Origin of the sequence: Clostridium saccharobutylicum DSM 13864 (genome assembly GCF_000473995.1) — a bacterium.
Taxonomy (GTDB): Bacteria; Bacillota; Clostridia; order Clostridiales; family Clostridiaceae; genus Clostridium; species Clostridium saccharobutylicum.
Genome location: NC_022571.1, coordinates 1,142,501 through 1,157,681, shown reverse-complemented (window position 1 = coordinate 1,157,681; position 15,181 = coordinate 1,142,501). Strand labels below are relative to the sequence as shown.

Below are 15,181 nucleotides of genomic sequence, written 5' to 3'. Positions count from 1 at the left end.
CGTTAAAACTAACTAATTTTATCAAAATATTATATATCAATTATCCAAAATATTTTATTCAACTTACAGTTGGATATTGTTACAATACTACAGATTATATATTCATATTTATTTATTGTAAATATATTTATTTTCACTTAATACGTTTTCATTGATATTTAATTAAAATTTATTTTTCGACATAAAAAAACATCTCAAGAAACTTTTATAAATTAATCAAAATTCATAAAAATCTCTTGAGATATTATAATAAACTAAATTATAAATTTTCTATTGCATTATTAATTCTTATTACTATTAAATTTTCAACTCTTAGTTTATTTAGTTTTTCAACTGTAAATTTATAGTTTTTATAGTTGATACTTTGATTTACTTTAATATTTGCTCCTAATTTGTAATATAACCATCCACCTATACTATCAAAACCATTATGTTCAATATCAATATCAAAATATTCATTAATTTCGTTTATGGATGTTCGTCCATTAATTATATATGTATTATCATTTATTTGTTTAATATCCAGAATTTCTTTATCAAACTCATCCTGAATATCACCAACAATTTCTTCAAGTACATCTTCAATTGTAACTAATCCTGATGTACCACCATATTCATCTATTACCACTGCTATTTGTGATTTTTCTTTTTTTAACTTTTCAAACAGCTTATTTATTGCCGTCATTTCTGGCACATATATAATTTCTCTTAATATATTTTCTACATTAATTTGATTCTGTTTAAATTTTTGGTTATACAAATCCTTTATATGAACAAAACCTAATATATCATCTTTATCCTTCTCAACAACTGGATATCTGGTATATCCTGTTTCCTCTATTATAGAAAATATTCTCTCTTCACTATAGTTTTTCTTTATGCAAATCATATCAGTTCTTGGTATCATTATCTCTCTTACCATTTTATCTCCAAATTCAAATGCATTATCCACAAGTTGTTGTTCTGATTCGTCTATTAAACCACTCTTATAACTTTCTTCTAATAATAAACGTAATTCATTCCCCGTATGTGGATCATCAATCTCTTCTGCCTGAGAATATCCAAAAGGTTTAAGAAATAAATTAGTACTAGAATTAAATAAGTATATTATTGGATACATCAACTTATAAAATCCTAAAAGTAACAATGAAGTATTTAACATTATCTTTTCCGTATTATATAGTGCTAATGCTTTTGGAACCAATTCTCCAATTACAACTTCTAACATTGTTATTATAATGAATGATATTACTATAGATATCCCATGAGTAATACTTTCACTTAATTTTAAAATTTTCATTACTGGTAATATTAATTTTGATATAGTTGATTCACCCATCCAACCTAATCCAAGTGAACATAATGTTATTCCCAATTGGCAAGCAGATAAACATGAATTTAAATTTTCTTTCACAGATCTGCAATATTTTGCTCTAATGTTCCCTTCTGATATTAATGTTTCTATTCTTGAATTTCGAATCTTTACCATAGCAAATTCACATGCTACAAAAAATCCATTTATAACTATTAAAATAGCTACTATTACTACATTTATTATTTCCGTCATATAAAATTGGTTCTTTATTTACATACAATCAAATGAAGCACAAGTCAATTTGTCAGCCTATTTCCCATCATCCATCTTCGGAAAATTGCCTTAACAGCCTGTTATAATTGCAATTTTACTCCTTGCCTGATAAAAAATATCCATCACAACTTTGAACTTGTTATTTATTTTCATATGCCTTATTACAAGAACCGCTCCTCCCCATCTTTTTATTCTAAATTTTCAATACTTCATATTATCTCATATGTTACCATATTTTAATGTATATTTTCAAATTTTAATGTTTTATTAATTTTATAACATTCTATTTTTGGACTTAATATCTTCTATAATAAAAAAAGATGAAGTTTTCTTTAATTAATTCAGAAAACTTCATCATAAAATCCTTAAATATAATATATTTTATATTTAAATTTTTTTTTTATTTTAAGAACATTTCTATATCATCTTCAACATTTGTAATTCCACCAATACCAAAGTTTTCTACTAAAACATTAGCTACATTTGCTGAAAGGAATGCTGGAAGTGTTGGTCCTAAGTGAATATTCTTTACTCCTAAGTGTAATAAAGATAAAAGAACTATTACTGCTTTTTGTTCATACCATGCAATATTAAATGCTATTGGTAATTCATTTATATCTTCAAGTTCAAATACTTCTTTTAATTTTAATGCAATTAATGCTAATGAGTAAGAATCATTACATTGTCCCGCATCTAATACTCTAGGAATTCCACCGATATCTCCTAAGTCTAATTTATTATATTTGTATTTCGCACAACCTGCTGTTAATATAACAGTATCTTTTGGAAGAGCCTTTGCAAAATCTGTATAATATGATCTAGTTTTGTGTCTTCCATCACAACCTGCCATAACAAAGAATTTCTTTATAGCTCCAGTTTTAACTGCTTCAACTACCTTATCAGCTAACGCTAATACTTGATTATGAGCAAATCCACCGATAATTTCTCCTTCTTCTATTTGAGTTGGAGATGCACATTTCTTAGCTTGTTCAATAATTACTGAGAAATCTTTCTTTCCATTTTCATCAGCAGCAATATGAGTACATCCTTCAAATCCTGCTGCACCTGTAGTATACATTCTATCTTTATACTCATCTTTATCAGTTGGAGGTACGATACAGTTAGTAGTCATAAGTATTGGTCCATTAAAACTTGCAAATTCTTCTCTTTGCTTCCACCAAGCATTTCCGTAGTTACCTACTAAATGAGAATATTTCTTTAATTGTGGATAGTAATGAGCTGGTAACATTTCAGAGTGAGTATAAACATCTACTCCTGTTCCTTCTGTTTGAATTAATAATTGTTCAATATCTTTCAAATCATGACCTGATACTAGTATTCCTGGATTTTTACCAACACCAATATTAACTTTAGTTATTTCTGGATTACCATAGCTTTCTGTATTAGCTTTATCTAGTAATGCCATTCCATCAACACCAACTTTACCTGTTTCTAAAGTTAATGCTATATATTCATCTATTGTTACATTATTATCAGCTGTTAATGATAATGCTTTTTGCATAAATGCACATATATTTTCATCTTCATATCCTAATGCATTTGCATGTTTCATATATGCTGATAATCCTTTTAATCCATAAGTGATAAGTTCTCTTAAACTTCTTATATCTTCATTTTCAGTAGATAATACTCCGACAGCTTTAGCTTTAACTTCCATTTCTTCTCTTGTAGTAGCATTCCATAAAGCAGCTGAACTTAAGCCATCTTTATTATTTAATTTAGCTAATAATTCTTCTTTTAAATCTAAAGTTTCTTTTACTCTGCCGTAGAATATTTCATTATCAAAGTTAGCATTAGTTATAGTAGTGAACAGATTCATTGTTACCATTGTATTAATAGCTTGTGATACTTTAATTCCTTCTTCTCTAGCTTTTGTAGCTACTTCTGATAATCCTCTAGTTACATATATTAATAAATCTTGCAAACCAGCAAGTTCTGGAGTTTTTCCACACACACCTTTTATAGTACAACCTGTACATCCTGCTGCCTCTTGGCATTGAAAACAAAACATCTTATTTTCCATACTTAATTCTCCTCTACACACATAATTTTATTTTAATAAATTTTTATTTTTTATAATGTTATTTATAAGCGATTGCTTTTAATCACCTTATGAGATTATTTTATATGGAAAATAGAAATTAATCTGTAACATTCGTTACTAAAAAAATATATCTAAAAAATTTATTTTATTTAGCAATTTTAAGCCCAATAAAAATATCTCAATTTGAAAACATATATTTTCAAATTGAGATATTATTCATTGGTTTGATTTTTTTTTAGTATTCTCCTGTTTGTTGTCCTTGTATAAGACTGATTGCTGAACTTGTTCCTATTCTTTCACAACCTTCATTTAAGAATGCTTCAAGATCTTCAACGCTTCTTACTCCACCTGCTGCTTTAATCTTAACATTCTTTCCAATATGTTTCTTAAACAATCGTACATCTTCTATTGTTGCACCACCTGTACCAAATCCAGTAGATGTTTTAATATAATCTGCACCTGCTTTAGTTACAGCCTTACACATTTCTATTTTTTCTTCTTCTGTTAAATAACAAGTTTCAATAATAACTTTTAATATCTTATCTCCAACAACTTTCTTTAAAGTTGCAATTTCTTCAGTAACTTTTTCATATAATCTATTTTTAACATCTGAAATATTAATTACCATGTCAATTTCATTTGCACCATCTTCAAGTGCTTTTTTAGTTTCAGCCACTTTTGCTACTGTTTCACTATAACCTAAAGGAAAACCTACTACAGTACAAATATTAACTTTATCTCCGTACTTTTCGTGAATACGTGAAATATAACAAGCTGGTATACATATAGAAGCTGTTTTATATTCAATAGATTCATCACATATCTTTTGAATATCCTCCCATGTAGCAAATGCTTTTAATAAAGTGTGATCAACGTGTTTTAAAATTTCTGAACTTGTCATAAATAACTCCATTTCTCCAGCGATAAATATTTTGCGAATATACTTATTAAGAACTTTTATTTATTCACTGGTAAAATAAAAGTTCTATACTTTTAAGTATTATCTATATATAGATTATCCTCCAAATGTTATATTGTCAACACATATTGTTCTAACTCTAACATTTTTCTATTTCATATAATCCCAATACGTGTTTTATTACAATTATAAATAATAATTTTCTTCTATTTTTGCATGTAATACAAAATAATGTTAGAATATAAACAATTAACAATATTAATTAACATTCAAATACTAAAGAAATGGTGGTTAAATGAGTAAAAAATTGCAACGTACAAATAAAATTATAGAAATCTTAAAAGAGAAAAATGGTGCCTCGGTTAAAGAATTAGCACTTACATTAGGGGTATCTGAAATGACAATACGAAGAGACTTAGATGTTTTAAAGTCTAACAATATTGTTAATAATGTTTATGGTGCAACAATTTATAATCCATCAAATAATATTCAAAAATTAGATAACTTATATGATATTACAGATGAAGTTGTAATAAATGAAGATAAAAAATCAAAAATAGGTAAAGCTGCCGCAAGTTTAATAGAACCTGATGATCTTATTATTATTGATACAGGTACTACAACTGAGAAACTGGCTCAAAATATTAGTGATGATATAAATCTAACTGCATTATTCTATAATACTAATATTTTAATTGCCTTAAAAAGTAAAAAAAATATTAATTTAATTTTTTCTGGCGGATACTTTCATACTAACACACAAATGTTTGAAAGCCCTGAAGGAATTTCAATTATTGAAAAAACAAGAGCTGCAAAAGCCTTTATATCTGCTGCTGGAATCCACAATCAATTAGGCGTTACTTGTTCTAATAATTATGAAGTAGCAACAAAACGTGCAATAATAAACTCCTCTGTTGAAAAAATTCTTTTAGTTGATTCTCAAAAATTTGATATAGTCAAATCTTCATATTTTGCTGATTTAAGTGAATTCACTACTATTATTACTGATAGTGAGCTTTCACAAGAATGGATTCAACATCTAAAAAACTTAAATATTCGTTTAATTATTGCTTAAGGTACATTCAAAAAAAAAATAATAGACTAGTTATCCTTCGAATCATATTATGTTGTTAAGTTTCATTAACAGCCTGTATTAGTAAAGTTAACTACCTTGCCTGGCTGAAAATATAAGACTCATCTTTAATCTATTATTTTCTAAAACGTACCTAAAATATGAGGCATTACCAAACATTAAAATTTAGTAATGCCTCATATTTTTCATTTAGCCTCAATCCCAAAAATAGTCATAGCATTTTGGACTTGTTATTTTCCTTCATGTGCCTAATCAAAAAGTTCCTCTTCTAACTCTTCAACCTTTAAAATTATTATTGTATTTCTATCAAATTCTATATATTCCATATCTCTAAGATTCATTAGTTCTCTTGATAATGACGGTCTTGGAATTCCCAGCATAGATGCAATTTGTTCTTTGTTTATTTTTAATTTAATCGTATCACTTTTTTGTACTTTTCTTTGCTCCAGTATAAAATTAATTACTTTATGTTTTACACTTTTTAATGATATACTTTTTATTTTTCTATTTAGCATAAGTATTTTATTACTTAATAATGACATAAAATTATTTAATAATTTTTCTTGCTTTGCACACAACGTTACTATATCTTCTTTTTTTATAAAAAATATACTACAATTGGTTACAGCGACAACTGTAGCTGGATAAGTATTCTTTTTAGAAAAAACTATAACTTCTCCAAAAACTTCACTAGTACTTAGCCTTTTTAATACAATATATTTTCCACTTGAATATATTCTTTGAATTTCAATTATCCCATCTATAATAAGGCCTAAATTATTACATTCATCATCCTCAGATGCAATAATTTCTCCCTTTGCATATGATTTTATACAATACTTACTAGTTTGCATAAGTTCCTCTATCTCTTCTTTAGTAATTCCGTTAAATAGTTCATTTTCTAATAATTGCTTAATTATATCTTTCATACACTATTACTATAGGATTCTATCTTGATATCAAAACATATAAATTACTGCAATTTCGGAAATATCAATATTTTTTTATTTCATACGTTTGAATCTCAATGAATAGGCCTATACTACACCTTTCTACAAAAATAGAACATATACTTAAATTAGCATATGTTCATTGTTTTATTTCTTATTATATCATTAATTCTTAACAGTATTCTCTAAAATCACATTATCATACATACATTGTAAAAGAGAATATTTAAATCATTGCTTTTCCCATTATTCCTTTACTCTAAAGATTTCAATAAATCATCTAGTGATTTTTTTAATTCTATAGCTTTTTCTTTATCAAGTTTTACTTTAGCTACCATTTCACATGGTACACAAATAATCTCATCCTTTAATTCTTTCCCCTTGTCAGTTAATTCAACAATAACTACTCTATCATCCTTTACATCTCTATATCTATTTATTAGACCCATACTTTCAATTTTCTTTAATAAAGGAGTTAATGTACCTGAATCTAAATGAAGTTTTTTTCCTATTTCTTTAACTGTGCTTTTTTCATCCTCCCATAACACAAGCATTGCTATATATTGTGTATATGTAAGATTGAATTTATCAAGACATGGCTTATATAACTTAATTATCTCTCTTGACGCTGCATATAAAGAAAAACAAAGTTGGTTTTCTAATTTGATATTATCATACTTTCCCATACTATCTCCTGCTTACATTTATAAAATTTAAGTTAATTAAAAAAATTATATATTTAAAACTATAAAATTCTCGTCATTATAAAAAATAAATTATCTCAAAATAGACCTATTGTCTATTTTGAGATATACTTAGTTAATTCTATGTTATATTAACTTTAAAATAGATTCTTGAATTCTTTCCTTTGGTAAAAAGCCTACCAGCATATCTGCTTTTTGACCATCTTTAAAAACAATCATAGTTGGTACACTTGATATTTGAAATTGATCAGCTAAATCTGGACTTTGATCTATATCTACTTTTATAATCTTAGCTTTCCCTTCCATTTCACTTGACAATCCTTCAAGTACTGGTGCTAGCATTTTACATGGTCCACACCAAGTTGCAAAAAAATCTACAAGTACAATACCACTTTCTATTTCATTTTTAAATTCAGTACTATTAACTATTTTCATAATAATTCCTCCATTTTTATATCTATCTTTTAATTTATTTTCATTATATATTTTTAACTTCCTGACAATTAGTATACATTTTTCAAAATACTATTTACAAAAATTAAATTTAATACAATTTAACTATACTTTATCTTATATGTATTGTCAATGGATTTATTATAAAAATTAAAGTCTTTATTTAAATTCTACTATATTAATCTAAAAACCAATATAACATTCTTATTAACAACTAAGTTTTTATAATTTATCTGCTAATTCCCCTAGAATTTTTGAGGTAGCATTTAATTCCATTATAGAGGCTGTTATATGCTGTAGCGCTGCAGATTGACTTTGAGAAATAACATTTGCTGAATCAAATTTATGGTTTATATTAGTTATAGATGTAGAAATATCTCTTATAACAGATTCAATTTTCTTTATAGATTCACTTGAAGAATTTGATAATTTTCTAATCTCCTGTGCAACAACATTAAATCCTCTTCCAGCCTCTCCAGCTCTTGCTGCCTCAATTGCAGCATTTAATCCTAACATATTTGTTTGCGATGAAATACTTTTTATAAATTGTACTACTTCATCAGTATCTTTTGCTGTTTCATTTGCCTGATTGGTATCTTTTAAAACTTCTTCATTCATATTCGCTAAATTCTGAACTCCATCTGAAACTTCACTTATTCCTGATGATATTTGATCTAATGACTCTATCAAAGTTTTTGTAATTTTTGTTACAGCATTTTTCTTACTTAAACTTTTTCCTACAACAAAAACTCCAACAACACTATCATCATCTTTTATAGGAATAGCAAATGATTTAAATTCTTTTCCATATACGTATTCCGGTACAATTTTTATTATTGTTTTTTCACTTCTCATTGCAGCAATTACAGCTCCATCTTCAGGTATACGATCGCCTTTCTTTGCATTTAAAATTAAATCATCACAACATTTTGAATATAAATACTTTTCTCTATCCGTTATGGCATAAGATATTTCTCCTTCAAATACAGCTTCCATATATGAAACTGCATTATATATTATATTTATTTCATCATTTTCACAAAGTTTGTTTAGCATATTACCGCTCCTCTTATAAAATATCATTAACACAATATATAATTATACCCCTTCTCTTACTTTTTTTCTATTAATTGTATTATTTTTATCTTTTTTACAAATAGTAGCTTTTTTACTTTTATAAAATACTTAAAATTGTCGTATCTTTTAATAAATTTAAAAATATGGAATTCTTAATTAATATATTATTAAATATTTTACTGGAACAAAAGTATAAACAGTACAAATAACTGCTTATCCTTTTATTCCAGCAAAATATTTTTTATTCTATCTATTTAAAAAAACTTTTGTATTAATTTAAATGTTAATATTATTTAAGTTATCTATTTTATATTATGATTCAAATGCCTGTGATAAATCATAAATTATGTCATCAATATGTTCAGTTCCTATTGAAAGGCGAATTGTATTTGGCTTTATTCCTTGTTCTTCTAATTCTTCTTCATTTAATTGTGAATGAGTTGTACTCGCTGGATGAATTACTAGTGATTTAACATCAGCTACATTAGCAAGTAGTGAAAATATGCCTAACTTATCAATAAATTCTTGTGCTTCTTTTGCAGTCCCCTTAATTTCAAAAGTAAATATTGAACCTGCACCGTTTGGGAAATATTTATTATATAGTTTGTTATCTGGACTATCAGGTAATGATGGATGATTTACTTTCTCAACCTTATTATGATTCTTTAAGAAATCTATAACTTTTAATGTATTTTCAACATGACGTTCTACTCTAAGAGAAAGAGTTTCTAAACCTTGTAACAATATAAATGCATTAAATGGACTTATTGTTGCGCCAGTGTCTCGTAAAAGAATTGCTCTTATTCTTGTCACATAAGCTGCAGCACCTGCTGCCTCTGTAAATTTAATACCATGATAGCTTGAATCTGGCTCTGTTAATTGTGGAAATTTGCCTGATTCTATCCAATTAAACTTGCCTGAATCTACAATTACTCCACCTAAGGATGTTCCATGTCCACCTATAAACTTAGTTGCCGAATGAACAACTATATCTGCGCCGTGTTCAATTGGTCTAAATAAATATGGTGTTCCAAATGTATTATCAACTATTAATGGAATCTTATGTTTATGCGCAATTTCTGCTAATGCATCAACATCTATAATATTTGAATTAGGATTTCCTAATGATTCAATAAATATAGCCTTTGTATTATCATTAATTGCATTTTCAAAATTTGATAGATTTTCTGGATCTACAAATGTTGTAGTTACTCCATAAGAAGCTAGTGTGTGTGCTAATAAATTATATGTTCCTCCATATATTGTTTTGGCAGCTACTATATGATCTCCTGCTCTTGTTATATTTTGAACTGCGTATGTTACTGCTGCAGCCCCTGATGCAACAGCAAGTCCAGCTACTCCACCTTCTAAAGCTGCCACACGCTTTTCAAATACATCCTGAGTAGAATTTGTTAAACGTCCATATATATTTCCTGCATCTTCTAGCCCAAATCTAGCTGCTGCATGTGCTGAGTTTCTAAATACATATGAAGTCGTCTGATATATTGGTACTGCTCTAGCATCTGTTGCTGAATCTGGTTTTTCTTGCCCCACATGTAATTGTAATGTTTCAAATTTTAACTTTCTTTCTTGATTACTCATAATTTTTGCCCCCATTTACTTATTACTTATTTCTTATATTTCTGATAAATTTACTATGATTTGTATATTACCGCTTTATATTCTAATTGTCAAGTCCTCATTATGTTTTTATATTTAATTCATTCTATCTTTTTAAATGCATATAAATTTTTATTTTAATAATAAAAACTACTTTTTATGCAAAAAGTAGCCTTTAGTTTCTACATATTATACTGTAAATTAGCTGAAATATCTTCATATACTAATTCTCCATTAAAATAAGTTTTTAGAACTTTAATATTGCATATGTCTAATGGATGTACAGTAAATATATTTTTATCTAAAACAATGAAATCAGCCTTTTTTCCAACTTCTAAGCTACCTATTTCATCTTCTCTTTTTAATATATACGCTGCATTTATAGTAAAAGTTCTTATGGCTTCAATTATTGATACTTTTTCTTTTGGATTTAATCTATATATTGGAGAACTCATGTCTATTTTTCTTGGAAATCCAGCAGATGTAAAAGTATATAAATTTCGTGTTGTTGCACATTCTATAGCCTTAAATGGATTAAGTATTTCTGAAACATTATAATCTGAAGCTCCTGCAGTAACAATCCCATTATCCACTAGTGACTTAAATGGATATTCTCTTTGAACCCTCTCCTCACCTATAACTAATGTTTCATTTTTAGTTGCTAATGGGTTTTTATAGAACCAAAATGGTTGTATTATTGCATTTATATTTAATAATTTCATTCTTCTTATATAATATTGTGTTATTAAATCAATACAAAGTAATGAATTTCTACAATTATGATTTTCATTATTTTGATTTGAATATTCTATTCCATCTATTGCTAACTTACATGCAAGATCACCCTTTGCATGAATACAAACATCAAATTCAAATCTATTTGCCATTTTTATAGCTTCCTTAAATTCAGAAATATTCCACATAAATAATCCGCGATGATCTAAAGAATTCTTAAATACTTCTCTATAATCATTGAATAAATAAGCTGTAGCCATTTCTGTAATTCCATCAGCAAAAAATTTAACTCTCGATAAATCAAATAAATCTGTTTTATAAATTATTTGATCTCGTTTTATCTTATGTAATTGTTCATAAATAGATCTCCCACATATTTCTTTAGGCATAATAGTAAAGCCATGGCTTATTCTTAACTTAAGTGTATTAGTCTTTTCTAATCTTTTATAAATTTCAAGTGGCATTTCCAATTGTCCATTATTAATCGGGCTTATTGTTGTAACTCCATATGAATGAAGTTTATTCTGATATTTTACAAATCCATTAAAATATTCATTTTCATCATATTGCACACATTGTCCTAAATCAACTAATCTAGTTGCATTCCCTTTTAAAGTGCCCCACAATTCGCCCTCATCATCTAATTCTATCTTTCCTCCAATAGGAGCTTTAGTATTTTTGTTTATATTAAAATATTCAAATGCCTTATCATTCAACCATAATGCATAATTTCCACATCCTTGTAACACTATTGGTTTATCGGTATTTATATTATTCAACCATTTTTTTTTGGGTCCCTTAAATGCTTCACTATCTTCAAAGAATTCACAATTCCATCCTCCGCCATAAATTATTTTATTTTCAGCATGACAATTTATATAATTTTGAATTAACATTAAATATTCTTCTATACTTGTTGAATTAAATAATGATAACGAATCTTTTTTCATAATATTTCTTTCTGATATATAACTGTGCGCATCTATAAAACCTGGTAAAACTAATTTTTGCTTTAGATCAATTATTTCTGTTTTCTCTGATACATATTTATTTATTTCTTTGTTTGTTCCTAAACCTATTATTTTTCCATCTTTAATTGCCATTAATTCATATTTATTATTATTGTTATCAATACTATATATACTTCCATTTATAAAAATTTTATCTGCACTACAAATTTTTTCTTGACTTAAATGCACGATTCAATCCCCATCCCTTAATTGCTATTTATTAAACACCTCTTCCTATTATATCCACTTATGTACATAATTATTAATTTTTATTTTTACATTTATCTATTACATTCTACAAGTTAATATATATTTATTTAATTAATATAAAAAATCTGCAAAATAAAAAATGGATTACTACAATTCACTTTTTGTTTACAGATTTTTTTATATTCCACATCATTATTTAATTCATTTTTTAATTTCTTGTTAAAGTACAATATTAAAATAATTTTATTTACATAAAAAAAAGCGATAGCTATAATAACTATCGTTTATGCTTACCTCGCGACGTCCTACTCTTCCACACAGTCTCCCATGCAGTACCATCGGCGCTATAGACCTTAACTGTCCTGTTCGGAATGGGAAGGAGTGTTACCTCTATGCCATCACCACGAGATTTTGAAAGTTTTGCTCTTTCAAAATTGCACACAGTTCTTAATGTATTACAACTTGATTATATTGGTCAAGCCCTCGACCTATTAGTATCAGTCAGCTAAATACGTTGCCGCACTTACACCTCTGACCTATCAACCTTGTAGTCTTCAAGGGGTCTTACTAGCTTATGCTATGGGAAATCTCATCTTGAGGTGGGCTTCACACTTAGATGCTTTCAGCGTTTATCCCTTCCCGACTTAGCTACCCAGCTATGCTTCTGGCGAAACAACTGGTACACCATAGGTCAGTCCATCCCGGTCCTCTCGTACTAAGGACAGCTCCTCTCAAATTTCCTACGCCCGCGACGGATAGGGACCGAACTGTCTCACGACGTTCTGAACCCAGCTCGCGTGCCGCTTTAATGGGCGAACAGCCCAACCCTTGGGACCTACTTCAGCCCCAGGATGCGACGAGCCGACATCGAGGTGCCAAACCTCCCCGTCGATGTGAACTCTTGGGGGAGATCAGCCTGTTATCCCCGAGGTAGCTTTTATCCGTTGAGCGATGGCCCTCCCACGAGGTACCACCGGATCACTAAGCCCGACTTTCGTCCCTGCTCCACTTGTAGGTGTCGCAGTCAGGCTCCCTTCTGCCTTTGCACTCTTCGAACGATTTCCGACCGTTCTGAGGGAACCTTTGGGCGCCTCCGTTACATTTTAGGAGGCGACCGCCCCAGTCAAACTGCCCACCTAACAATGTCCTGTCACCAGTTTCATGGCATCCAGTTAGAATTTCAATACTATCAGGGTGGTATCCCAACAACGACTCCACTAAGGCTGACGCCCTAGTTTCCCAGTCTCCCACCTATCCTGTACAGACAATACCGAAATTCAATGCTAAGCTACAGTAAAGCTCTACGGGGTCTTTCCGTCCAATCGCGGGTAGCGAGCATCTTCACTCGCACTACAACTTCGCCGGATTTGCAGTTGAGACAGTGCACAAGTCATTACGCCATTCGTGCGGGTCAGAACTTACCTGACAAGGAATTTCGCTACCTTAGGACCGTTATAGTTACGGCCGCCGTTTACTGGGGCTTAAGTTCACACCTTCACTTACGCTAAGTGTTCCCCTTAACCTTCCAGCACCGGGCAGGCGTCAGCCCCTATACATCAGCTTTCGCTTTAGCAGAGACCTGTGTTTTTGTTAAACAGTTGCTTGTGCCTATTCTCTGCGGCCTGCCGTAAAGCAGGCACCCCTTCTCCCGAAGTTACGGGGTCAATTTGCCTAGTTCCTTAACTGCAATTCTTCCGTCGGCCTTAGGATTCTCTCCTCATCTACCTGTGTCGGTTTGCGGTACGGGCACTACTTCTCTCTCTAGATGCTTTTCTTGGAAGCATGGAATCAGATACTTCGGTTCCGTGGAACCTTCCCCATCACGCCTCAGAATTGTTAGAACGGATTTGCCTATCCTAACTCCCTAAACGCTTAGACTAACATCCAATAGTTAGCACATCCTATCCTTCTCCGTCACACCATCGATAATAACGATTATAGTGGTATTGGAATATCAACCAATTGTCCATCGACTACGCCTTTCGGCCTCGCCTTAGGTCCCGACTAACCCTGAGAAGACAAACTTTACTCAGGAAACCTTAGATATTCGGCCTGTAGGATTCTCACCTACATCTCGCTACTAATGCCAACATTCTCACTCGTAATCAGTCCACCGCTCCTTTCGGTACGACTTCAGCCCGATTACGACGCTCCTCTACCGCTCACAATAAATTGTGAACCCGTAGCTTCGGTGGTAAGTTTGAGCCCCGGACATTTTCGGCGCAGGATCTCTTGACTAGTGAGCTATTACGCACTCTTTTAATGAGTGGCTGCTTCTAAGCCAACATCCTAGTTGTCTTAGAAATCCCACATCCTTTTCCACTTAACTTACACTTTGGGACCTTAGCTGACGATCTGGGCTGTTTCCCTTTTGACCATGGAACTTATCTTTCATAGTCTGACTGCCGGACTGATAGTATATGGCATTCGGAGTTTGATAAGGTTCGGTAAGCGCTATGCCCCCTAGCCTATTCAGTGCTCTACCTCCACTACTCACATTTTCCGACGCTAGCCCTAAAGCTATTTCGAGGAGAACCAGCTATATCCGAGTTCGATTGGAATTTCTCCGCTATCCACAGCTCATCCCATGCTTTTTCAACAGCAACGTGGTTCGGTCCTCCACGAGGTTTTACCCTCGCTTCAACCTGGCCATGGATAGGTCACCCGGTTTCGGGTCTACAGCATGCAACTAGTCGCCCTATTAAGACTCGGTTTCCCTTCGGCTCCGTACCTTAAGTACTTAACCTCGCTACATAC

10 protein-coding genes and 2 rRNA genes (1 of these 12 only partly in view) are annotated in these 15,181 nt (G+C 30.4%); 1 reads left to right on the top strand and 11 read right to left on the bottom strand.

Features of this window, described 5'->3' with window-relative positions:
- Nucleotides 1-259: 259 nt before the first annotated feature.
- The 3 genes from CLSA_RS05075 to deoC form a co-directional block, all read right to left on the bottom strand.
- Nucleotides 260-1,567 carry a hemolysin family protein gene (locus CLSA_RS05075; protein ID WP_022744334.1) on the bottom strand — a complete coding sequence of 436 codons (1,308 nt, stop codon included), beginning with the start codon at nucleotides 1,565-1,567 and terminating at the stop codon, nucleotides 260-262.
- Between the two features lie 421 nt (nucleotides 1,568-1,988).
- Nucleotides 1,989-3,632, bottom strand: coding sequence for a hydroxylamine reductase (hcp, locus tag CLSA_RS05070; RefSeq protein WP_022744333.1), 1,644 nt, complete (start codon nucleotides 3,630-3,632; stop codon nucleotides 1,989-1,991).
- A gap of 256 nt (nucleotides 3,633-3,888) precedes the next feature.
- Nucleotides 3,889-4,554, bottom strand: coding sequence for a deoxyribose-phosphate aldolase (gene deoC, locus CLSA_RS05065; RefSeq protein ID WP_022744332.1), 666 nt, complete (start codon nucleotides 4,552-4,554; stop codon nucleotides 3,889-3,891).
- A 313-nt stretch (nucleotides 4,555-4,867) separates the two neighbouring features.
- Here deoC and CLSA_RS05060 point away from each other — a divergent pair, with 313 nt between their 5' ends.
- Nucleotides 4,868-5,647 carry a DeoR/GlpR family DNA-binding transcription regulator gene (locus CLSA_RS05060; RefSeq protein WP_022744331.1) on the top strand — a complete coding sequence of 260 codons (780 nt, stop codon included), beginning with the start codon at nucleotides 4,868-4,870 and terminating at the stop codon, nucleotides 5,645-5,647.
- Between the two features lie 266 nt (nucleotides 5,648-5,913).
- Here CLSA_RS05060 and CLSA_RS05055 read toward each other — a convergent pair whose 3' ends face one another.
- From CLSA_RS05055 to CLSA_RS05020, 8 genes are all read right to left on the bottom strand, one after another.
- Complete coding sequence (locus CLSA_RS05055) at nucleotides 5,914-6,594, bottom strand: Crp/Fnr family transcriptional regulator (protein ID WP_022744330.1); 681 nt, start codon at nucleotides 6,592-6,594, stop codon at nucleotides 5,914-5,916.
- A 275-nt stretch (nucleotides 6,595-6,869) separates the two neighbouring features.
- Complete coding sequence (locus CLSA_RS05050) at nucleotides 6,870-7,301, bottom strand: MarR family winged helix-turn-helix transcriptional regulator (protein ID WP_022744329.1); 432 nt, start codon at nucleotides 7,299-7,301, stop codon at nucleotides 6,870-6,872.
- A 144-nt stretch (nucleotides 7,302-7,445) separates the two neighbouring features.
- Complete coding sequence (gene trxA / locus CLSA_RS05045; RefSeq protein ID WP_022744328.1) at nucleotides 7,446-7,754, bottom strand: thioredoxin; 309 nt, start codon at nucleotides 7,752-7,754, stop codon at nucleotides 7,446-7,448.
- A gap of 240 nt (nucleotides 7,755-7,994) precedes the next feature.
- Entirely contained in the window at nucleotides 7,995-8,828 is an 834-nt protein-coding gene (locus tag CLSA_RS05040; RefSeq protein ID WP_022744327.1) for a methyl-accepting chemotaxis protein, read from the bottom strand.
- 333 nt (nucleotides 8,829-9,161) lie between these two features.
- A complete protein-coding gene (locus tag CLSA_RS05035; RefSeq protein WP_022744326.1) occupies nucleotides 9,162-10,451 on the bottom strand; it encodes an O-acetylhomoserine aminocarboxypropyltransferase/cysteine synthase family protein in 1,290 nt (429 codons plus the stop codon).
- Between the two features lie 200 nt (nucleotides 10,452-10,651).
- Nucleotides 10,652-12,403 carry an amidohydrolase gene (locus CLSA_RS05030; protein ID WP_022744325.1) on the bottom strand — a complete coding sequence of 584 codons (1,752 nt, stop codon included), beginning with the start codon at nucleotides 12,401-12,403 and terminating at the stop codon, nucleotides 10,652-10,654.
- Between the two features lie 313 nt (nucleotides 12,404-12,716).
- A 5S ribosomal RNA gene (rrf, locus tag CLSA_RS05025) occupies nucleotides 12,717-12,833 on the bottom strand.
- A 62-nt stretch (nucleotides 12,834-12,895) separates the two neighbouring features.
- Nucleotides 12,896-15,181: ribosomal RNA gene (locus CLSA_RS05020) — 23S ribosomal RNA — on the bottom strand; it runs 624 nt beyond the window's last position.